The 22,231-nt window shown below is 68.5% G+C and carries 12 protein-coding genes; 5 read left to right on the forward strand and 7 right to left on the reverse strand.

The window, feature by feature from the left end; genetic code table 11:
* Positions 1-267: 267 nt before the first annotated feature.
* Both CUT44_RS13685 and CUT44_RS13690 read left to right on the forward strand, forming a co-directional pair.
* On the forward strand, positions 268-1,476 hold the full coding sequence (locus tag CUT44_RS13685; protein WP_100201472.1) for an IS110 family RNA-guided transposase: 1,209 nt from the start codon (positions 268-270) through the stop codon (positions 1,474-1,476).
* Positions 1,477-1,627: 151 nt separating this feature from the next.
* Positions 1,628-2,092 (forward strand): hypothetical protein, encoded by a 465-nt coding sequence (locus CUT44_RS13690; RefSeq protein ID WP_100202246.1) that lies wholly within the window; start codon positions 1,628-1,630, stop codon positions 2,090-2,092.
* Between the two features lie 250 nt (positions 2,093-2,342).
* On the opposite strand, the gene CUT44_RS13700 is transcribed toward CUT44_RS13690, so the two are convergent.
* Together CUT44_RS13700 and CUT44_RS13705 are read right to left on the reverse strand one after the other, a co-directional pair.
* A complete protein-coding gene (locus CUT44_RS13700; protein WP_100202254.1) occupies positions 2,343-2,666 on the reverse strand; it encodes a hypothetical protein in 324 nt (107 codons plus the stop codon).
* 189 nt (positions 2,667-2,855) lie between these two features.
* Complete coding sequence (locus CUT44_RS13705; protein WP_100202247.1) at positions 2,856-3,278, reverse strand: DUF4259 domain-containing protein; 423 nt, start codon at positions 3,276-3,278, stop codon at positions 2,856-2,858.
* Positions 3,279-4,149: 871 nt separating this feature from the next.
* Here CUT44_RS13705 and CUT44_RS13710 point away from each other — a divergent pair.
* Complete coding sequence (locus tag CUT44_RS13710; RefSeq protein ID WP_100202248.1) at positions 4,150-4,953, forward strand: endonuclease I family protein; 804 nt, start codon at positions 4,150-4,152, stop codon at positions 4,951-4,953.
* Positions 4,954-5,009: 56 nt separating this feature from the next.
* On the opposite strand, the gene CUT44_RS13715 is transcribed toward CUT44_RS13710, so the two are convergent.
* The 3 genes from CUT44_RS13715 to CUT44_RS13725 all read right to left on the reverse strand — a co-directional run bounded on the left by CUT44_RS13715 (position 5,010) and on the right by CUT44_RS13725 (position 17,303).
* A complete protein-coding gene (locus CUT44_RS13715; RefSeq protein WP_233221394.1) occupies positions 5,010-5,648 on the reverse strand; it encodes an SMI1/KNR4 family protein in 639 nt (212 codons plus the stop codon).
* Between the two features lie 418 nt (positions 5,649-6,066).
* Entirely contained in the window at positions 6,067-6,654 is a 588-nt protein-coding gene (locus CUT44_RS13720) for a hypothetical protein (protein WP_100202249.1), read from the reverse strand.
* Positions 6,651-17,303: a LamG-like jellyroll fold domain-containing protein gene (locus tag CUT44_RS13725; RefSeq protein WP_233221395.1), complete on the reverse strand. Its 10,653-nt coding sequence runs from the start codon at positions 17,301-17,303 to the stop codon at positions 6,651-6,653. Before CUT44_RS13725 ends, CUT44_RS13720 begins: the two co-directional genes overlap by 4 nt.
* A gap of 1,099 nt (positions 17,304-18,402) precedes the next feature.
* Here CUT44_RS13725 and CUT44_RS13730 point away from each other — a divergent pair.
* On the forward strand, positions 18,403-18,642 hold the full coding sequence (locus CUT44_RS13730; protein ID WP_100202251.1) for a DUF397 domain-containing protein: 240 nt from the start codon (positions 18,403-18,405) through the stop codon (positions 18,640-18,642).
* 83 nt (positions 18,643-18,725) lie between these two features.
* Entirely contained in the window at positions 18,726-19,670 is a 945-nt protein-coding gene (locus tag CUT44_RS13735; RefSeq protein WP_100202252.1) for a helix-turn-helix domain-containing protein, read from the forward strand.
* On the opposite strand, the gene CUT44_RS13740 is transcribed toward CUT44_RS13735, so the two are convergent.
* Together CUT44_RS13740 and CUT44_RS13745 are read right to left on the reverse strand one after the other, a co-directional pair.
* Entirely contained in the window at positions 19,667-20,485 is an 819-nt protein-coding gene (locus tag CUT44_RS13740) for an SAM-dependent methyltransferase (RefSeq protein ID WP_100202256.1), read from the reverse strand. The genes CUT44_RS13735 and CUT44_RS13740 overlap by 4 nt on opposite strands.
* 200 nt (positions 20,486-20,685) lie before the next feature.
* Positions 20,686-21,096, reverse strand: coding sequence for a hypothetical protein (locus CUT44_RS13745; RefSeq protein WP_146252218.1), 411 nt, complete (start codon positions 21,094-21,096; stop codon positions 20,686-20,688).
* Positions 21,097-22,231: the final 1,135 nt, after the last annotated feature.

Consider the following 22,231-nt stretch of genomic DNA (forward strand, 5'->3'; position numbering starts at 1 on the left):
GCCCCGTTACCTTCTTCGTGGCCCCGAAACGGGGCTCCTGGCCTCCGGGCCCGGCATGACTGTTGCCCCCTGTCGCTCGAATGACCTGGGGGGTGGTGTCACCGGGCCCGAGGGCACCGACTGACCGCTGATGAGAGGCCCGACCGCCATCCGGCCCGGCGCAAGGCCGGGCCACCTGGGGGTGGCAGGTCTGCGTAACGTGGATGCGCGCATACGGTGCCAGCGCCCCGAGGCCGGGACGGACACAAGCCACCCTCGGGGGGTACGGTGCTCGACACCAGCGAGATCGCGGTCTACCTGGGCCTGGACGTCGGCAAGGGCGACCACCACGGCCACGCTCTGACACCGGCGGGAAAGACCGTCTTCGACAAGCGGCTGCCCAACAGCGAACCGAAGCTGCGGGCCGTCTTCGACAAGCTCCGCGGGAAGTTTGGCACCGTCCTGGTCGTCGTCGACCAGCCCGCCTCGATCGGCGCCCTGCCGCTGACCGTGGCCCGGGACACGGGCTGCCACGTCGCCTACCTGCCAGGACTGGCAATGCGGCGGATCGCCGACCTCTACCCCGGCGAGGCCAAGACCGACGCCAAGGACGCGGCCGTGATCGCGGACGCCGCCCGCACCATGCCCCACACCCTGCGCGCCCTCGACCTCGCCGACGAGACTGCCGCCCAGCTGACCATGCTCGTGGGCTTCGACGAGGACCTCACCGGTGAGGCCACCCGCACCTCCAACCGGCTGCGCGGCCTGCTCACCCAATTCCACCCCTCCCTGGAGCGGGTCCTGGGCCCGCGCCTGGACCACCCGGCGGTCACCCACCTGCTGGAGCGCTTCGGATCCCCGCAGGCCCTGCGCAAGGCCGGCCGCCGCCAGCTGGTCAACCTGCTGCGGCCCAAGGCCCCGCGTATGGCCGAACGCCTCGTGGGCGACATCTTCGACGCCCTCGACGAACAGACCGTCGTCGTTCCCGGCACCAGCACCCTGGACGTCATCGTGCCCTCGCTCGCGAGATCCCTGGCCGCCGTCCACCAGCAACGACGGGCCCTGGAAGTCCAGATCAGCGAGCTGTTGGAGGCCCACCCTCTTTCGAAGGTCCTGACCTCGATGCCCGGAGTCGGGGTCAGGACCGCAGCCACCCTGCTGGTGACCGTGGGCGATGGCAGCAGCTTCCCCAGCGCCGCCCACCTGGCCTCCTACGCCGGCCTCGCCCCGGCCACGAAGTCCTCCGGGTCCTCCATCCACGGCGAACACGCCCCACGCACTGGAAACCGGCAGCTCAAACGCGCGATGTTCCTCTCCGCCTTCGCCGCCCTGCACGACCCGGCCTCCCGCACCTACTACGACAGATGCCGGGCCCGCGGCAAGACCCACACCCAAGCCCTCCTCCGCCTCGCCCGCCATCGCATCAGCGTGCTGTTCGCCATGCTCCGCGACGGCACCTTCTACGAACCCCGCACCTCCGAAGCAACCGCCGCATGACCAACACGGGCTTGATGAAAGACATAGAGGCACCCCCCCACGCCACCGCGCAGCTCGGGGAGCCTTACCGCCTCGCTGCCCACGCCCGTGGAACCATCCCGCTGACACCCCACACAGACGCAGGCAGGGAGCAAGGGGGAGGGCGGCGGCGGTGCGGCGGCAGGAGATCGAGGTCCTGGTGGACTTCCACGGCTTCGCGCTGCAGGAAGCCGACGACATCCAGGTGCCCCTCCCCTTCCCCGAAGGCCGGACAGAGTCCAGCGAGCCTGCGTTCCTGGTCCCGTATGAGATGCGTCTGGACATCCACAGCGCAGGCCACACCCACACCGCGGTGCTGGTGGCCGAAGTCTGGGACGACCAGCCCCCGCCGGACACGAACGAGGACGGGGAGTGGGAGGCGTGGGGTGAGGCGGAGATCTTCTCCCCAACCGGGCGGCTGTCCCTCGAGGTCATCGCGGGCAGCGCGAGGCAGATCCTGGAGCTGGGTGCCCGCGGCAGGCGGTGGAAGGTGCAGGTGTTCTCCGCGGGCCGCTCACAGACCGCCCGCCTCGCCACGGTAGGGGTGCCGCGCCGCATCGAACGCTACACAGTGCGCTTCTGGCCCGCCCGTCCCTGAGACCGGGGTCACGGCCCGGTCCCGGGTGGCCCGCATTTCGAGCGCCCACGATCAGCAGGACCGACGGTGCCCGTGGCACGACAGCGCGTTCGCCCGTGAGATGGTCGCTGTCATGACAGTTGGCGCGCCGGACAGCGAGGTTGCACTCGAGACGAGTCGCCTGCTGCTCAGGCCCTGGCGGGGGGCCGAGGCTGTCGTCCTCTTCGCGATGCTCCGCGACGGAACCTTCTGCGAACCCCAATCCGTCAGATCAAGCTGAATTGCCGAGAGCCTGCCGTGCTTCAGCCCACAGCCTCTCGAACTCCTCCGCGGAGATCTCGGCCGCCTGCGGCTGGTCCTGCCAGCCGTCCATGGGGCCTTCGGCAAGGACGCCGTACTGCCGTTCATAGCGGCCCATCGCTGCAAGATCGGCATGATCACGCAAGTGCAGCACTTCCTCCAGAGAGGCTGCCGTCACCGGTCGTGAATCCCGCCCCCGGACCTCAACTTGTCGCACCGCCCAGCCCTCGTCATCGGCCTCGAAATACAGCCACAGATCTTCGTCCTCGTAGTAGGTGCGGAACCAGGTCGCCATGCCGCCATCCTGGCCCACGACCTTGACCAAAGAGATAGGGCCCCCGCTCCACCCCAGCCCGGGAGCCGACGGCACGAGCACCGAGCACACACGGCCGTAGGCGGTTGCGTGTTTCCGCCGCACGCCGACGCGCGGGAACGTGGCTTTGCTGCTCTGCGGGGGGGTGCCGGCTCGGTTACCGTGACGAAGTCACCGTGGGTTCTGCACCGCCGTGTCGAGGACCTGGAGGATCTGCTGTACTTCATGGCGCCATCGATCCGCGTCGGCGCGGTCTCCCCAGCCTGTCACCAGCCCGGCCCTGTCGTAGAGGACACGGTGCAGCGCCTGGCAGGCCAAGACATACAGCGCTGCCGGCAGTTCAGGCAGCGGTTCCCCCGGGGCGTCTTCGGGGTCGATGGTGATCTGGCTGTTCGCGACCGTGCTCGCAACGAGAGCCGCAGCGGCCACCGCTTCGACACCGTCCCCGCCACCCACGCGCGCGCTGCCCCCCACCACCTGCTGCAACGCCCGCTCAAGCAGGTCAACGACCTGCTGAGGAGGGAGCCCTTCGAGTTCATCGACGAAGTCCGCGGCGCGGTCGCTGTCGAACGGACCGGTCCCCCACGTTCCCATGCACGGCTCCTGGTAGCGCTGTCCCGAAGGAAAACAGAGTGCCAGCCGCCACCGACGTCCAGGAGCGTGCCCATGGTCAGGACGACACCGCCGCGCCCACTCGACATCAAGACGCTCTTCCCCGAGTCGGCCACGTACCAAGACACGACGCCCCGGCTGCACTCCAGGCCAGGCAGCCCGACCGCGGCGGACAGCCCCGTGGGCGGACCGCTGCCGTGGCCGACAGACGGGCCCCGGCCACAGTGCACCAAGGCCCACGGGCGCGGCCGGCGGCCCGCGGACATCCATCGGGAGCGGCACGTCCTGGCCAATGCCCGGGCCCGGCGGAAGTGATACGGCAGCGCGAACACGCACTCGAGCCCTCCACCGCCAGCTGCCCAGGCCGATGCCGGGCTCGGTGCTGTGGCGGGCGCTCACCACTCGCACGCCCGGTTCGCGGACCAGGCACCCCTACGTGCCGCGGCCGCGGCCGGCGAGCACCACCCCCTGCTGCCGGGGCCGCCCCCGCGTGCCGTGTACCGGCGGTACCGCCCCCGACAGCACGACGGACTCAATGACATCGCCCTTGGTTGCCGCCGGCGCGCATACCAGTCGGCCGGATTCCGGCGCCGCCGGTTTCCCGATGCTGCTGCCTGCCCTACTCCAGCCGACAAAGCTGCGTCCCACTCCGGTGCGGCCCGTCCGGTTCAGTGCCAGCCCCCGGCGACATGCCCATCGGGCAAGGGCTGTGTCCGTTGCCCCGTTGTGTGGGGGTCGGCTGGTGTTCATGCGCTGGTGACCGGCCCTGTGGGAGGGTGCTGCCGATCCGCACGCCCCATCCGCTGCTCCTGCCGCCCTGCGGGAGCCCCCTGGAGAAGGGACGTCCCGCCCCATGCCGCACCCTCTGCCCGCCGCCCGCGTGCCGGCTCTGCTCGCCGCGGCCGCCGCGCTCGCCTGCACCGCCGGCCTCCTCCCGGCAGCTGCCGCTCCCCCGCCGCCTGCCGCCCAGACGGCGGGGGACTACTACCAGGCGGTGGCCGGCAAGAGCGGTCCCGCGCTGAGAAGCGCCCTGCACGCGCTCATCAGCGAGCAGTCCACGCTCTCCTATCGCCAGGTGTGGGACGCGCTGAAGACCACCGACGAGGACCCCGCCGACCCGGCCAGCGTCGTGCTGCTGTACACCGGCCGCTCCCAGTCCAAGAACACCCATGGCGGCGGCGCGGACGAGTGGAACCGTGAGCATGTGTGGGCCAAGTCCCACGGGGGTTTCGGCACCGCCACCGGTCCGGGCACCGACCTGCACCACCTGCGCCCCACCGACGCGTCGGTGAACTCCACCCGCGGCAACAAGGACTTCGACAACGGCGGCACCCCGGTCGGTGAGGCGCCCGGCAACCGCACCGACGCCGACTCCTTCGAACCCCGCGACGCGGTCAAGGGCGACGTCGCCCGCATGATCTTCTACATGGCCGTGCGCTACGACGGCGGCGACGGCCACCCCGACCTGGAACTCAACGAGCAGGTCAGCAACGGCTCCGTCCCCTTGCACGGCCGGCTGTCCGTGCTCAAGCAGTGGCACCAGCAGGACCCGCCCGACGCCTTCGAAGAACGCCGCAACCAGCTCATCCACGACCGCTACCAGCACAACCGCAACCCCTTCATCGACCACCCCGAATGGGTCACCGCCCTCTGGTAACCACCCCGCCCGCTACCCCAGCCCTCAACCGCGGGCAGGCAGCTCCGGGTGTTGCGTCAGTCGTCGAACTGCAGGCCTGCGTAGGGGTCCGGTTCACCCGTCCATGGGTCGATGCCCTCTGCCAGCAAGCGCTTCTCCTCGCGCCAGTGCAGGAACTGTCCCGTGCCCGCCTGCCACAGCGTGGTGTCGCTGAGTGGGCAGCTGTCGAACTCGCCCGCGAGCAATCGGCGCAGGAACTCGGCCATGCCAACGGGGTGAACAGTCCATCGGGACACCAGGCTCGGCCGCAGCACGGCAACCGGCCACTGGTCCGGATCGGCTGGGGAAGCCAGCCAGCAGAGCACATCGGCCGCAGACGTCACGCCCCAGGCGACGACGCTTTCTGCTGTGCCGACGACGCATGGAGCCCCACCGGCGGCTGAGTCCGGCGGCCGCTGATCACGCGCGTTCGCCGTCTCCGTAGCCATGCCGTCAACGTCCATGCGGTCAGGGCCGAGGGGGCGCAGCACCTCAAGGGAGTCGCTGATACCGCCCGCCCCATAGAACTCCATGAAAGCCATGTAGTCGGACGGGAAGCGGAAGCCCCAGGCGGCAGAGAGAGCCTCCCAATCGACACCCTCGTCCGCACCTGCATCCGGAGCAAGGACGGATCGCAGCGCAGTGACCGCGCTCCGCCCGCATGGCCCGTCGGTCACTTCACACCCCTCCAATGGGTTATGGAGCCCCATTTCGGGTCACGGTACCCAGATTTCGCCAATAATTGAATCTGCGACTATACAGCGAGTGGGGGGCGCCCTCATCGAAGGTGATGCCCGGACTGCCATCTTTGCTCACTCCATTTACCCTCATCTCAAAGGACACTGAGGCAGTGCGTGGTCCGGCATCTTCACCTTCATCGAGACCCACTACAACCGCAGGCGCCTGCGCAGGCACCCCCAGTGGGGTTACCTCACCTCGCACGAAACCCGCCAGCGCCACCAAGGAACGAAACCAGACTACGCCTTCGCCGCGCGACAGAAAAGTTCCCGAGATCACGGATAAATTTCAGTCCAGCAGCCGCAGCGGAGGCGGCCACGGTGTGCCGCCGGCGTATGGACCTGTGATGAGCAGGCCTCATTCCTCGCGCCATGGATAAACACCTTGCTCCGCGAGGCGCTCCTCCTCTCTGTCGTGCAGAAACCGGGGATTTGTGATCCCCATGAGAGACGTGTCGCTAATGGGGCACTCTGTGAACTCTTCTTGCAATAGCTTCACAAGAAACTCGACCATTCCACAGTCATAAATTTTCCAGACTCCATCACCCCGCTCGTACACAGCCAACGGCCACTTTTCGGGATTCTGGTCCTTCGCTATCCATCCGAGCGTGTCGGCGCTGTCAGTTTCCCCCCATACGAGAATCTGATCAAGCCGGTAGAGGCTCGCCAGACTCGGCTCGGCCCACCTGTCAAGATTCGAGCTCGCAAGCGCCGCAGCAGGCAGAGGAGCCACTCGCCTGATCATCGGATCGCTGGTCGCAACCGGAATCCTGATTCCGATCATCCCCTCGATGGTCCCGTTACCGAACAAGCGAACAAACTCTTTGTAGTCCTCCGGGAAGTCCGTTCCGTAGCAGGACTTGATCGCTTCCCAGTCAACGTTGTCCCCTGCGTCCCCACCAAACACGGTCAACAGATCAGACAGCCGCTCAACGTTGTTCCTCATTCCCAGTACCCCTCCGGGACCTCTCGGCCCAGGTTGTGAGATTTTCCGTCGTTCACACCGTACATGATATTTTTCACATGCTTGTCGAAACTAATTCCCGGTGTTCCGTGTGCAGTCACCCCGCGCGCCTGCATGCGGAATTCGACGGGAACCACCCGGTCTCCCTCGTATATGGGAGTAACTTTGTAATGGACCACCTGGCCGATCTCTACCGCATCCCTCACCTGGTTCTCATAGAACACCATATTGGGACTCTGGCCGGGATCCCTAGGATCTATCGGTTCCGCGTTGGCCGACCGGGAGCACGTTGCCAGATTCTCGTGACGAAGGCCGTCACCGCTCAACTGCTTACCAAGAAGATGACAGGCGTTGCGCCAGAATTTGGCGGGGCGGTTCCCCTTTCCCGAGGCATAGATAGCTGCCCACGTGTAAGCCGGAGGAGCCACTTTGGACACCTTGGTGCTGGTGCCCGAGTTGGCATCGAGGAACGCCTTGTCGAGGCATGCTTCGATGCCCGTGGCCCGATTTCCGTGCTTCGGGTCGACCGGCCCGTATTTTCGCCAACCTCCCCATGCTCCCCGACAATCTCCGGAGCTGTCATGATCGCTGCCGATACCGGGGTCGGTACCGGGTGCCGGGTGGGCATCGGGAGCCTGGTCCGGGCCGAACCGGCCGCTGTCGACGAGGTCCAGTACTTCCAGTGTGCCGATAACTTTGTCCCAGCCCTTGCCGGGCTTCCACCTGCCGGAGCCGGGATCCCAGTCGGGCTTGGGTGTCGGGCGTGCGGGAGCCGGGACCGGGTTCTTTCCGCGGTTGGGGTTCTGCGGGGGTGCCGGGGGCTTGATCACGGTCGCACCGGCTGCGGCGACGATGCCGAGCAGTGCTCCGTTGCCTCCGACTCCGGAGTAGTAGCCGCCCCCTCCACGCGGGTAGTAGCCTCCCCCGCCTGGTCGGTTCCGCTGTGCCGCTCTCAGTGCCGACCGGCGTGCCGCCTCCTGGGCCGCTCGTACGGCGGCGTTGTGCGCGGACCAGGAGGCAGCCTGGGCCTGGGCTCGGACAGCTGCGGCGGTGGATCCGTGAGAGCCAGCCCATGGGTGGGAGTAGGACTGGCCGTAGGTGCCCTTCAGGCCTCCCGAGTTCGATCTCATCCACTTGTCGGCCACGTGAGCGCCGCCGCCGATGGAGATCGTGATGGCGGTGCCCCAGCCGAGCGCGTTCCAGCCGGCGATCGCACCGATGGCGATCGGGATGGGGATGTGGCCGGTGGGGTCGGTGCCGTTGAGCGGGGAGCCGAACCCGTACGAGTAGCGGTTGGCCCGCTGCGCCGACCGGGTGGGGTCGAGTTGCCAGGTGTCGCGGGAGGCGAAGGTGCCGGTGCCGGGCTGGTACCAGCGGGCGGCCATGTTGACGTCGCCGGTGTCGGGGTCGGTCCAGCCGGACTGGTAGCCGACCGCCGGGTTGGTGCCGTCGGTGGCGGTGACCGTGCCGAAGGGGTCGTAGGAGCGGGAGCCGGTGACCTGGGTGCCGTCGGCGGAGAGGGTGGCGACCAGGTCGGTGTGCTGGTCGGTGATGGCCCAGCGTGCGGTGGTGCCGTCGCTGGTGGCCAGCAGTGCGCCGTTGGGGGTGCGGCTGTAGACGGTGGTGCCGTCGTAGGTGAGGTTGTTGGAGCCTCCGTCGTAGGTGAAGGGGGTCTCGCCGTGCTGGGTGATGCGGTCGAGTGAGTCGTAGGCGAAGGTGGTGTCGCCGTCGGTGATCTTGCGTTCGAAGGCGTCGAAGGTCAGGGTGCGCGGGGTGCCGCTGCCGTCGTCGACCGTCCGCAGGGTGCCGCGCGGGCTGTAGCCGTAGGTGGCCGTTCCGTCGGTGGTCAGGCGGTTGCGCTGGTCGTAGACGGCGGTTGCCCCTCCGGCGCGGATGCGGTTGCCGGCCGGGTCCCAGGCGTAGGCGGTGGTGGTGTCTCCCCTGGTCCAGGAGGTCAGCCGGCCTGCCTGGTCGTAGCCGTAGGTGTCGGTGCCTGCTCCGGCGAGCCCGGTGGTGGTCTTGGTGGTGAGCCGGTTGTCCAGGTCGTAGCCGTAGGTGGTGGCCGCGGTCGTCTGGGTGCCGTCGGGGTTGGTGATCTTGTCGTCGGTCAGGCGGCCGAGGTCGTCGTAGGTGTAGGTGCGGCGGGCGGATTCGGTCCAGGTGGTGGAGCCCTCCGGCTGGGTCGCGTACTGCTGGAGTGTGGGGCGGCCTGCGGCGTCGTGCTCGTACCAGATGTCGTTGCCGGTGGCCTCGTCCCACAGCCAGTCCAGGCGTCCGGCGCTGTCGTAGCCGTAGATGGTGGTGTTCCGGGCGTCGGTGCGCTCGGTCATGTTGCCGTCGGCGTCGTAGGTGTAGGTGGAGGTGCCGCCGTGGCCGCCGGTGGTCAGCAGTTGGCTGCGGTCGTTGTAGGTGTAGGTGTTCTGGACGGTCAGGTCGTCGGTGCCGGCGGTGGTCATCCGGCCCGCCAGGTCGTAGGTGAAGGTGCGGGTGGTCGTCCATGCCTCCGCGCCGGTGCCGGTCTCCTTCACCAGGCGGCCGAGGCCGTCGTAGGTGCGCCGGCGCTCGACGCCGCCGGGCAGCACGGTGGCCACGCTCTGTCCGGCGGCGTCGTAGACCGTGGTCCAGGTGCGGTCGGCGGCCGTCGGGTGGGCGGTGGTGGACGGTTCGACGGTGGACTCGGGCAGTCCCCAGGGGGTGAAGGTGTACACCGTGGTGTTGCCCCGGCCGTCGGTGAGGCGGGTGCGGTTGCCTGCCGCGTCGTAGCCGAAGGTGGTGGTGATGGACTCGCCGTCGGCGACCGGCTCGGTCTGCCGGGTCATCCGGCCCAGCGCGTCGTGGGCGAAGGTGGTCGTCGCACCGGTGGCCGAGGTGACGGAGGTCTGGTTGCCGTCCGCGTCGTATTCGGCGTACGTGCTGCGCAGGATGCTGTTTCCGGTGCCGTGGTCGTCGCGCCAGGTGATGTTGCCCAGCACGTCGTAGCCGGTGGTGCTGCGCCGTCCGGTCGCGTCGACCGTCTCGATCGTGCGGCCGAGGGCGTCGTAGGCGAACCGCGTGGTGCCGCCTGCCGGGTCGGTGGCGGTGAGCACTTCGCCCGCCGCGTTGTAGGTGGCGGTGGTCGTGCGGCCCGCAGGGGTGGTGGAGGAGACCTGGTTGCCCGCGTCGTCCCAGGCGAAGCGCGAGGTCAGGTTGCGCGGTTCGGGGTGGCGCTCGATCACGGTGGCGGTGAGTTGGCGGCCCAGTTCGTCGTAGGTGGCCTCTGTCCGCGCTCCCGTCGGGTCGGTGGCCGAGAGCCGGAGCCCGGTGGGGGTCCAGGTGTAGCGGGAGATCCCGCCGCCGTCGGGGCCGGTGTCCTGGGTGTCGAGGGTGCCGAAGCGCTCCTGCTGGAGGGTGGGCAGTTCGGGGGTGCCGGCCGGTGGATCGGTTTTGCTGGTCAGGTGTCCCAGCTGGTCGTAGGCGTAGCGGGTGGTGCGGCCCAGCGGGTCGGTCTCGGTGCTCACCCGGCCCAGCCCGTCGTAGTTGGTTTCGGACACCGCGGTGATCTTCGTGCCGCCCGGGGGTGTGTAGTCGGGCAGCGTCATCTCGGTGGTCCGGCCGAGCTTGTCGATGGTGGTCCGGGTGATCGCGCCGTTGGCGTCCCGGGTCTCGGTGACGTCGCCGAAGGTGTTGTAGCCCGTCAGGACGGCCGGTCTGACCGTGGTGGTTGGTGTGCCTTCCTTCTCGGTCTTCACCGGCGGCGCGGTCTGCTCCACCAGGCGGCCCAGGGCGTCGTAGCGGTAGGTGGTGGTGTGGGCGGTCGCCTCGGCTCCGTCGGCGGTGCCGCGCGGCGTCACCGTGGAGGTGCGCAGGCCCCGCTGGTCGTAGGTGTGCCGGGTCAGACGTGTGCCCAGGCCGCCGTCGATCTCCTCGGTCAGGACGTTGCCGGCCGTGTCGTAGGTGTAGGTCTGCTCGTAGTAGGGCTCGAACGTCATGGCCGACACGCCGTCGGCCGGTGCGGTGACGGGCCGGGAGAGGGTCAGCAGCCGGTCGTCGGCGTCGTACTCGAACTCGGTCCAGCGGTCGAGCCCGTCGGGGTCGAACACCTCGCGGGTGACGCGTCCGGTCGCGTCGACCGCGACCGTCCGTGTGCTGGTGCCGCCGTCGGTGACCTGCCGGGTCAGGTGGCCCGCGCCGTCGTAGGTGTTGGCCTCCAGGACGATGTCGCGCCTGCTGTCGTCGGCCTGGGTGACCTGCTCGGCGGTGACGGTGGCGAGGAGGCCGTCGTCGAAGTAGGTGTAGGCGGTGGTGGCTCCCATCGCGTCGGTGGTGGCTGCCAGGCGGCCCGCCGGGTCGTAGGCGTGGGATTCCAGGATCAGGTCGCGTGTCCCGCCGGAGGGGTGGCCGGTCCAGTCCTTCAGGGCCGTCTCCTTGTGCCGTCCGGTCGCCGTGTAGGTGCGGGTGTAGGTGGTGCCGGAGGCGTCGGTCTCGCTGACCACCCTGCCCAGGGGGTCGTGGCCGAAGGTGGTGGTGTTGCCTTCGGGGTCGGTGATGCTGTCGTTCAGGCCGTGGGTGTCGTAGTGGTAGGTGGTGGTGCGCGGGGCGTCGCCGCCGGTGGTGTCCTCGGCGGTCTCGGTCAGCAGGTTGCCGTCCGCGTCGAACGAGCGTGTGATGCGGGCGCGGTGGGTGGTGCCGGTGATCTCGTTCTCCACCCCGGCGCCGGTCTCGGTGACCACCCGGGACAGGGAGTTGTAGGTGTAGGCCGTGGTCACCCCGTCCGGGTGGCTGTCCGGGATCTGCGTCTCGGAGGTCTTCCGGCCCAGCCCGTCGTAGGTGTGCTCGGTGACCAGGCCCGAGGGGGCGACGGTCTTCGCCAGGTCGCCGTTGGCGTGGTAGCGGTACTCGGTGACCGCGCCGCCGGGGGTGGTCTCCTTGGCCACCAGCCCGGCCGGGACCGTGCCGCCGTCCACGGCCGCCTCGCTGCCGGTGGTGTAGGCGGTGGTGGAGGTGCGGCCGTCGGCGAGCTCGGTGGTGGCGGGCAGGCCGAGGGCGGTGTAGGTGAAAGCGGTCCGGTACCGGTTGTCCGAGGGGTCCTTGGACCGGGCGTCGCGTACGGCGAGCGGTTTGTCGTTGCGGGGGTCGAGCGAGTCGCTTTCGTTGAGGTGGTACTCGCTGAAGGAGGTCCAGCACGAGTCGGCGTCCCGGCAGGTGGTGCGGGAGACCGTGTTGCCGCGTGCGTCGTGTCCGGTGATCGTGGTGTGGCCGTTGGGGTCGGTGACGGTGTGCAGGAAGCCGCCGGTGTCGTAGGCGTAGCTGGTCACCTCGCCGTCCGCGTCGGTGGACGACAGCAGGCGCTGGCCGCGCAGTGCGTCGTGCGTGGTGCTGGTGGTGCGGCCCAGTGGGTCGGTGACGGTGACGGTGGTGCTCAGGGAGGAGGTGCCCGTCTCCGTCTGGGCCCGGTAGTGGGCGGCGACCTGGTCGGCCGTGAGGTGGTGGCGGTAGACGGCCACCTCGTCGATCTCGCCGGTGAAGTGATAGGTGCCCTGGGGGACGCCCATCCAGCTCTCGCTGGCGTACCCCCCGCCGAGGTAGGCGTGGTCACGCGACTGGTCGGAGACCTCGCCTTGCAGGGAGCCGACCTTCGCCCCGTCCAGGTACAGCGTCTGCCCGGTTGCCGAGGCGGTCAGCACCACGTGGTGCCAGGCGTTGTCGGTCACCGCCTGGACCGAGGTGATCGGTGCCTCCGCACCCGCCACACCGGACTGGCGGAACTCACCGCGCAGCTTCCCGCTTCCGTCGATGTTCAGCACCGGCTGCCACGATGTCGGTTTCTGGCCGAGCGGAGCGTTCTGGAAGGCCAGCAGCACACCACTGGGTGTCCGCGTGCGGAACCACAGCTCCACGGTCGGTTCCGCGGTTCCCGCCAGGAGGTCGCCCGGCATCTCCACATGGCCGCCCGAGCCGAGTTTGAGAGCTCGGTCGTCCCCGGTTCCGAAGACGCCCGTGACGCCCTGCTGGGAGTACCGGGGCGTTCCGTCGTCCGCGTGGTAGGTGGCGTCGCCGTCGTGAGCGGCGATCTCGCTGTTCATGGTGGCGCCCGAGGTCTGGCCGAGTCTCCAGTACGCTGCCGGGCCGTTGCCCATCACGCTGCCGCGGTAGTCGTCGCCGCTGCCGGCGACCAGGGTGGAACGGGCCTGGTAGTGGCTGGTGATCTTGCCGGTGTCGAAGAGGTCCGGCGTGTAGGAGCCTGAGCTGGATTTCCGGAAGGCCACCAGTGTGGTGTCGTAGAACGCCACCTCGTCGATCTGGCCAGTGAAGTTCCGGTAGCCGCCGGCCTGGCCGTCCCAGCCGCTGGACGCGTAGCCGCCTCCGATGTAGGTATGGGAGTGGCGCACGGTACCCACGCCCGTTGCCAGCATTCCCTGGTACACGCCGTCGAGGTACAGGGCCTGTGCCTCGGCGTCACCCGCGAGAACGGCGTGGTGCCATTTGCCGTCGGTGACCGCTTTCTGCGAGAGGATGGTGGAGTCGCCCGGCTGGAAACGGCCGCGCAGCTTGCCGTCCGGGTCGATCAGCAGCATCGGCCGCCAGCCGGTCGGGGTCTCCCCCAGCTCGGCGTTCTGCGTGGTCACCAGGACACCGGGCTCGGTGCCCTTGAACCACAGCTCGATCGACATCGCGGCGTTGGTGCCCAGCGCTTCGGTGGGCACCTCCACGGCGCTCTGCCCGGTGTCGCCGTTGAAGACGGCCGAGGTGTCGTCGCCGTCGGCGAAGACGCCCTCGCCTCCGAGCCGTACGGCGTCCAGGTAGGAGCCGTTCGTGTCCTCGCCGGTCTCGCTCGCCGCCACGGCGCCGGATCGCTCGCCCAGGCGCCAGTAGCCTGTCGGGGAGGTGGCGCGCACGGCGTCCGCGTAGGTGGCGGAGGCCGAGGAGTAGGAGTGGTCGGACACCTTCCAGGTCCCGCCGCTGTCGTCGGTGGTCTCCTTGATCCTGCCGGTCACGGGGTCGTAGGCGACCGTGGCGTGCACCCGGCCGGAGGGCAGTGTCACCTTCGTCAGCTGCCCGCTCGCCTGCCGCAGTGCGTAGTGTTCGGCGATCGTGGCCGCGTCCATCGGGCGGTGGTAGACCGCCACGTCGTCGATGTCGCCGGTGAAGCGGTAGGTGCCCTGGGGGAGGCCCATCCAGCTCTCGCTGGCGTAACCCCCGCCGAGGTAGGCATAGCCACGGGACTGGTCGGTGAGCGCGCCTTCCAGGGAGCCGACCTTCGCCCCGTCCAGATACAGCGCCTGCCCCGTCGCCGTCGCCGTCAGCACCACGTGGTGCCAGGCATTGTCGGTCACCGCCTGGACCGAGGTGATCGGTGCCTCCGCGCCCGATACGCCGAGCTGGCGGAACTCACCGCGCAGCTTCCCGCTTCCGTCGATGTTCAGCACCGGCTGCCACGAGGTCGGCTTGCTCCCCAGCTCCTCGTTCTGAAAGCCGAGCAGCACGCCGGCGGTCTGGGTGCGGAACCACATCTCAACGGCCGGGAAGGAGGTGGCGCGGAAGGTGTTCGAGGGAAGCTCGATATGGGAGTCGGTGCCGTTGAACTGGACGGCCGTGTCGCTCGTCCCCGACAGGGCACCGCTCACGCCGCGCTGGACGTCGAGGTACTGGGCCTGGTTCAGGCCCGTGCGCGAGGGTGCTTCGCTGTGGGCCGTCGAGCCCTCGCTCTCGCCCAGCCGCCAGTACGACACCGGGCTGCGGTCCAGCACCGCGCTGCGGTACAGCGACCCGTCACCGTACTCGTACACCGTGCACTCGGTCTCCGACTCCGGTGAGCAGACTTTCACCAGTCGGCCGTCGGAGTAGCTGTAGGTCCAGGTCAGGCCGGGTTCTTCGGCGCCGATCGCGCTGGTGGTCACTGCGGCGACGTTGCCGCCGGTCCAAGTGAAGGACAGGGAGCGGCCCGAGAGCGCGTCCCGCACCGCCGTCAGCTTCCCGTCGGTGTAGGTCAGGAGCTGCTCGCGGCCCGCACCGTCTGTGATCTTCGTGAGGCGTCCGCTGGTGTCGAAGGTGTAGGTGGCGGCGGTGTTGTCCCGCAGCACCCATCCACCGCCGGTCACGGCGGTCAGGGTGAGTGTCGCGCCGGGCGGCGCGGCGTAGCTGCCGTCCGCGTTGCGGCCGAACCTCGCCCGGGAGCCGTCGGCCAGGGTGACCACGACGTCTCCGGTGCTCTCCTTGGCCGCGTGCATGTCCCAGCGGGTGGTCCACCCGGCGCCGAAGGCGGTGTCCGTCCGCGGGTCGAGGGAGTTGTAGGTGCGGTCGACGGCCAGTTGCGGGCCCACCGTGGAGAGGGCGGCGTCAGTGGCCGATGTGGTGTAGTGCCCGGAGCGGGCGCCGAACTCACGGCCGCTGTCGCCTCCCAGGTGGCCGGTCACCGCGGGCTGCGGCACCTGGGTGGTGAAGAGCGCAGGGTTGGGGCGGGTGGAGGTGTCCTTGCCGTCGTAGACGTAGGCGTACCAGGCGTAGTTCTTGTCCCAGGACAGCCAGCCGCTGGGTACCGACCACTGCTGGTCGGTGCTCCGTGTGCCCTTGCGGCAGTTCTTCCGGGCGTTGCTGCCCTCGACCTCGCAGATTTCGAAGGTGTACTCGAGGTCATCGCTCGGGTAGTGGTCGGAGTCCCTGCCCCGCGCCCACAGCGCAGGGGTCAGGGAGTCCAGCACCACGCCGCCGCCCGGTGCCGCCGCCGTCAGCTGCGGCGGGATGTTGACCGAGGAGAGCCTGACCGCCGAGCCGGGCACGCCGGCGGAGGTGAACAGGCTTACGCCGTAGTCGGTCATGGTCCACACGACCGTGTAGGTGGCCGGTGCCAGCGGTGCGATCTTCGCGTCGAGCGTCACGCTCTCCCCGGGGGAGATGTCCTGCGGCATCTCGGTGTACCGCCGGAGCGAGGAGTCGGTGATCTCCTTTCCCTGGGAGTCGTACAGGCTGTAGCGGAGTTTGTACTTGCCGGCCTTGGGCCAGGTCTCCTGGCCCTGGTTGGTGACCGTGATCTTCTGGGTGCCTTCGGAGGTGGCGGTCACCGGTGCGGTCAGGGCGCCGGGCTTGTAGGTGGCGCCGTACTTCGTCCAGGTCACGTCCAGGCTGGGCTTGCCGTTCGGGTAGTCGTCCGATCCGAACTGCTTCCAGCCGCGGGAGTCGGAGGTCGATGCCTTCACCGCCAGGCCGTAGTTCTTCTTGCGGCCGTGGGTCCAGTCGTCGACCAGTTTGCGGCCGGCCGAGCCCAGTTTGATGCTCTCCCACTTGGGCGCGCACGACCAGGTGGTCGTCCCCGAGGGGCGCCAGGCGTGGGCGAAGCTCTTCGAGCCCAGCGCGGCCCCGGTCGAGGGTCCCGGGTACTTGCTGGTGGTGCTCTCGGACCAGTTCTCGGTGATCGGATGCACCGTCACCGGCCGTGCGGTGCACGAGTAGGACCAGGTGTTGTACAGCGCCAGGTTCGCGCTGATCACCCAGGCGTTCTTCAGTGAGGATCCCACGCCGGAGAAGCGCAGGAACGACGCTGCCTTGTGGCTGCCGCCGTCGTAGGTGCCCGCCTTGAGCACGGTGTCGGTGGAGAAGTTGGTGTTGTACGGGTACTGGACGTAGGTGCCGGACGACGCCGTGACCGCCGTCACCGACGGGTCCACCCGCACCGGGAACGTCCGCTCGGGGGCGGTCAGCCACTCCTCGTCGAGTGAGACGACGAGGATCTGCCGATCGCCCTCCTGGATCAGGCGGTAGCGCACCCCGTCGGAGACCGCCCCTTGTCCCGAGCGCTCGTCGACGTTCGCGTCCTCCATCCAGCCCTGGGGCATCCAGGCCCGTGGCTCGCCGCTCGTGTCCTTGAAGACGACACTGCCGTGCTCGTCGAGCTCGGCGGTGAGCCCGGCTGATTCCAGGGGGAAGCGCCACTCTGTTGGTGCACTCCCGTCGTGTAGGACCAGCGTTTCCTTGACCGAGTCGCCGGTCCCGGCCAGTTCCAGGTCCGCCGACTGCCGCACGCCCGGGAAGGTGAGGGTGTCGCCGTCGGCTTGTCCTCCCACCGCGGCAGCGCCCTCGAGGGAGTATCCGACCGTGTGTGCCTCGTCCACGCGTATCCGGACCAGCGGGTTCGCGTCCGCACGGGCGGCGAAGCTGATCTCCGCCTCCGTGGAGCGGGTCTCCCATCCGTCGTCCTCGGCGCTCATGGTGCCCGTGCCCCCGGGACGGACGAGCGTGGGGTCGATCTCCTTCCAGCGTCCGTCCTTGCCGCGGTAGTTCACCGGCTCGTTGTAGTAGCGCGTGGTGTACGTCCCGTCCTCGTTGCGGAACGTGCGCTGCCGCTCACCGCGCTCCCCGGCCAGTTCCTTGCTGGCCTTCTCGTCGAAGCCCCGCACCCCGGGCGCGGGGGCTTCGGTTTCCTCCACGGGACTGGGCTCGGGTTCCCGAGAGGTGTCTCCCAGCTCGTCACTCGTCATCCGCTGCTCGAGCGGAAGCTGTCCGGGGGCTTCGAGGGCGCCCTTCCGGCCGCCCGCGGCAACCGCTGCGGTGTCCTCACGCGCGGCCTTGTGCCCACGCCGGTCGGCCGACCCCCACCGCTGGTCCGGCCTGTCGCCCGGTTCGTTGACGGCATCACGGTTCCACTGGCCCGCTGCCATGGCGGCGTGCTCCGTACCGGTCAGGACAGCCATCACAAAGGCAGCAGCGATGACAAGTGGACGCGCAGCGCGCACAACAAGCCCCCCAGAGAATGATCTTCGGCGAGAGATTCTTACGCTGCTCCCACTTTCTCCACAAGAAGATCACAGAGCTTAGTGATCTTCTTGTGACCTCCCCCCTGTCCCACTCACTGAATACACGGCGCCGATCTACGATAAAGCTAAGACTTATCTGTATTTATGCGACATACAATCATAATCACCGGCATTGAGGGCCTCCTCACTCGGTGAGAGAGCTGCGGACGTTGCCACCCGGCAGCGGCTATCACCGTTCACATCGCGAGCACCCGGGGAAACTGCCCAATACCGAGATAAACATCAGGATCTGACCGACATTCTCCCCCGCAACTGGCGGCCACAGCCGGAAACCGGCTCGGAAAAGCGCAGTCACGCTCTCAATAAAGCTCTGCCCGACCAGGGAAGGGCGGAGCGGGAGGCTTTGGTGCGTGGTTTTCACCAGAGGGCTGTTCTCAGCACGTGTGGCCCGAACGTAGCGAGTGGCGTGAGATGGCAGGAGAGCGGAGATGCGGACACCTTCGATGTCAGCGGTCACCATGCCGACTACGAAGGCGATGGCAATTGCAAGGAGGGTTTTGCAAAAAACACCGAGGGACGACAGGAAGCTGACGGTCTGCGTCCGCAGCAGCAGACGGAAGTGCCGGGTAGTGCGGGCCCACGCGGCCGCCGTTGGGTAACTGGAGCAGCGATGGGTCCGAGTCCTGCGGGCAACCGGGCACCTCCGCCGTGGTGCGCCACCCACACACCACCGCCACCACTCTGGCCATTTTTCTCCCCGGATGCAGCGGCAGGGGTCGCGCGTTCGCTCGAACATATTTTCCTAGCTCATCTTTCCAAGAGAACGCTCTTTCAGGGGACGGCAGTAGCCGCTGCTCACGGTTAAGATCTTCCCGCTCTGGCGCTCTGTGAAATTTCACGGCCTCCTCTGTACGGCCGTACAGGCGGCCCGGGCTATCCGGCAAGGCGGCCTGCATCCAGATAGGGCAGTGCAGGTCAGACACTATGAAAGCAGGGTTTGGCGATGAGGGATGGCAACGGTATGGCAGCGGATGCACTCGAGGGCGTTACCTGGGTGAAGGCGTCGGCAAGCGACTCCTACGCGAACTGCGTTGAAATTGCACGGCTGGAGGACGGGCAGGTGGCCTTCCGCAACTCCCGGTTCCCTGACGGACCGGCCCTGGTGTTCACCTGTTCGGAGGTAGACGCCTTCCTGGACGGTGCACGCAAGGGGGAGTTCGATCGAATGGTTGTCCAAAATTAGTCGGTCGGTGCTTTCGCGAGCCACCCCGGCTCCTCCGCGCCGGGATAAGGTCGATCCGCATCGACGGCATATGAGGAGTCAGGGTGGTTGACCGGATCTTGCGGATCGTCCCGGACGGTGACGGCGAGCCCACCAGCCCCAGGCCCACGGCCGACATCATTGTGGGCACGCACTTGCGGCACTTGCGGAAGGAGCGCGGATACACCCTGCAGCAGGTGGTGGAAGCGGATGGGTTCAGTTCGATCCCGATGCTGAGCAAGTACGAGCAGGCCAAGGTTCCCCTCCACGAAGAGAAGGTGGCCGGCCTCCTGCAGTTCTACGAGGTCCCCGACGACCAGCAGGGCCAGCTTCTCGAGTTGGTGCGCGAGGCCCGGCAGAGCAAGGTGTGGTGGGCCGGGTACCGGGACGTCGTTCCCGGGCACGCCAAGCGGCTGTTCAGCGTGGAGGCCTCAGCGCGCGAGATCCGCTCCTACGAGGAGAGCATCGTCCCCGGACTTCTGCAGACGGCCGAGTACGCTCGTGCCGTCATACAGGCGCCGTTCCGGAAGCCGTTCAGCGAGCAGTTTGCCCTGGAGCACAAGAAGTCCATCCAGCGGCGGCAGGAGCTTCGCCGGCAGCGTCAGCTTCTTCTGGAGGAGGCCGATTCCCCCTTTTTCTATGCCCTGGTGAGCGAGAACGTGCTCAACAAGGCGCTGGGAGGGCGGGAGGTGATGCGCGGACAGCTCCGTCACCTGTACAATCTCGCGGAGAACAAGCCTCGTGTCCACATTCGCATCCTGCCGTTCGCTGCGATGTCGCAGGCGGCGGGCGCGCCGACCTCCATCACGCTGCTGAAGTTCCCTCCCGGGTGCGGGGACAACCTCGTGTACCTGGAGCTGTACAACCAGGGCGGGACCTACGTCAGCGACACCGATTCGGTAGAGACCCATATGGCGACCTTGGACGGTCTGTGGGCAATCGCCGCGGACAAGGAGCAGTCCATGGCGATGCTGGAGGACTACATCAAGAAGGTGTCCGGCAAGGGCTAGGGGATGCGGGCCACTCCCCCGTACTCGATCCATTCCTCCGTGGCCTGCCGCGGGAACACCTCAGTATCGGGGTACCACCGTGACACCTCGCAGAGCTCCTTGGCTTTCTGCAGTTCCAGGCCGTCGAAGTAGCGGCTGATTTCCTCGGCGGACCGCACCCGCCCCCAGCGGCCGCCGGTGATATCGCGCATGAAGCGGGTGGTGTCGTTCCTTGTCGTCTCGTCGTCGCTGGCGAGTTGGCAGAGCACCAGGTAGCTGCCCGAGGGCAGGCGCTGCGCCACGTCGCGGACCAGCTGCCAGGGGTCGTCCTCGTCGGGGATGCAGTGCAGGACCGACACGAACAGCGCGGCGGTCGGCTCGTTGCGGATGAGCCGCTGCACCTGTGCGCTGCGGAAGATCGCGTCGGTGTTCCGCATGTCCTGCGCCAGGACGGCTGTCGTCTCGGGGTCTTCCTGCAGCATCATGCGACCGTGTCCCAGGACGATGGGGTCGTTGTCGATGTAGACGACCCGGGCGTTCTTGTCCGTCTCGTGGGCGATCTGGTGCACGTTGGGCTGGGTGGGCAGCCCTGATCCGTAGTCCATGAACTGCCGGATACCGCACTCGGCCGCCAGATAGCGGACAGCGCGTATCAAAAACGCCCGATTATTGAGGGCCAGCTCTTTTGTGCTCGGCGCTATGCGCAGCAGTTCGGCGCAGGCTTCCCGGTCCACCACGTAGTTATCCGTACCGCCGAGGAAGTAGTCGTACATCCTGGCGACGCTGGGTTTGCTGACGTCGATAGGAATGCTGCGCCTCCTTGGCCTGCCCGCAATCCGGTATTCGGCGGTGAGTTGTGCACTCACTGGCCGGATAGGACGCCCATGCTAGGAGCACCGGGTACGCGGGGCCACCTGCGCCGCCGCTTCGGGTGAGCCAACTGAGGCAAATCAGCCGCCCGGGTGCTTTCTCCAGCAGGCCGGCGCACACCCTCACAGGTGCCGTTGGTCCGGTTTTAGGACCCGCGCATATGCCATCAGGAAATGCAGGCCGGGTCTGTCAGGCCCCGCAGCGCTGTCCGGACAAGGGCGGCCATTTCCCTGTCGCTGATCCCGAGGAGATCGGCTGCCTGACCCAGCGGTACGCCAACGCGGTAGCGCAGCGTCAGCGCATCGGCCTGGTCTGCCGGCAGCACCCGATGCAGGCCCTTCCCCCGGCTGCAGGAACTCCTCGCCGCGATCCGGCTCCTGAGCAGATTCCACGCCAGCGCCGCTGGTGATGCGCTTTGCAAAGCTTCTGACCACACCATCGCCAAGTCGCCGAGAGCCGCTTGTGCCAGCTCTTCGCCCAGCTGGCGGCAGCCCAGCCGGACCGCGACATAGCGGGTGTACACATCCCGGCGAGGGGCGCAGAAGGCGGCGTAGGCAGCCGGCATCCTGATCGACACCAGAGGCGCCGGCGCGGCCGGGGAGGACCGGCCACGGGCCGGAAGAGGGGTACCCGCAGACGGTGGGGGCGAAAGCGCCGGCTGCGTCCTGGCCGCACGAGGGCATGCGCGGTGGACGTCGAGTTTCTCAGAGAGCATCCGCTGCCCCCGAACCAGGGAGGAACTCTTGCGTGGCCACACACCCGCGCTGTACGCCTTCCCACAATGGCTGAAAACCGACGGAGCCTCCGGCTGCCAGATCAGCGGTGCGGCGCGCAGTCTGCCCGCCCGACGTGCGCTCTCCTCGCGGGGCCCCGCCTCTGGTGTTCGCCGACAGGGCCTTCCCGGCTCCTTCGAGCGCGGGGAGCCAAAGGGCCAAAGAGAACTCGCCCACGGCGGCATGTCCACGGTGCGCCACGGCCAGCGGCCGGCAGACCGCCATACGCCGTCCCTCCCGCGGGTGCAGGCGCCCTTCCTCCTCCGGTGCGCTGCCCATGGTGGCGGCAGGCGCGGAGGCCGCCGACCCGATGCGCGGCCGGCCTACGCACGCCGTGCCGGGACACACGCGACGGGACCGGCATGCGACCTGGCCGGCGGAGAAAGGGGCCGCCAGGCCACGCCGGCCGCGGAGCCCGGCGCTGTGCGTACCCGGTGTCCCGGCCGCCCAGCACGTCTGCCGCCCACGGCCCAGAACCCGCTCTTCGGCCGGCCGGGTCGGCGGCCGGATTTTCGCGGGCGCACCTGCGCCTGCGGCCGGGCATCCAGCCACTGCTTCGCCGTACAGCCGCTCCCACCACCGGCAGGGCAGGAGCGGACAGCCATGCCCCGAACGCCGACGGCGGGGCTTCCTCCCGCGCCTTGTAGGCGCGCAGCGGCCGCAGACCGCGTGTGTCTTGCTCGGGTCCGTGCTGCTTGTCATCCCCTGCCTCCGTGATGCCGCTGCGACCAGGACGGTGAAACCCGGCCGCGCCGAGGCGGCCAGCCCCGGTGGGGGGCGGACCGAGGCACCGGCCCACCCCCCACCGGGAACAGGAGTCACCGCCTGCGGATACGCAGGTAGGCCACCACGGTCCGGTCGCCCCAGACCACGGGCACCAAAGCGGCCACCGTCCCCGCCGACACAGAGTCCCCACGCCACACCGAGGCGGAGATCACC

The organism is Streptomyces carminius (assembly GCF_002794255.1).
Taxonomy (GTDB): domain Bacteria; phylum Actinomycetota; class Actinomycetes; order Streptomycetales; family Streptomycetaceae; genus Streptomyces; species Streptomyces carminius.

Bases quoted from the DNA above. Each gene is read 5' to 3' on its own strand.
- CUT44_RS13705 (WP_100202247.1), bottom strand. From the start codon at position 3,278: ATGGGAACGTGGGGGACCGGTCCGTTCGACAGCGACCGCGCCGCGGAC.
- CUT44_RS13700 (WP_100202254.1), bottom strand. From the start codon at position 2,666: ATGGCGACCTGGTTCCGCACCTACTACGAGGACGAAGATCTGTGGCTG.
- CUT44_RS13730 (WP_100202251.1), top strand. From the start codon at position 18,403: ATGAGGGATGGCAACGGTATGGCAGCGGATGCACTCGAGGGCGTTACC.
- CUT44_RS13710 (WP_100202248.1), top strand. From the start codon at position 4,150: ATGCCGCACCCTCTGCCCGCCGCCCGCGTGCCGGCTCTGCTCGCCGCG.
- CUT44_RS13720 (WP_100202249.1), bottom strand. From the start codon at position 6,654: ATGAGGAACAACGTTGAGCGGCTGTCTGATCTGTTGACCGTGTTTGGT.
- CUT44_RS13725 (WP_233221395.1), bottom strand. From the start codon at position 17,303: ATGGCAGCGGGCCAGTGGAACCGTGATGCCGTCAACGAACCGGGCGAC.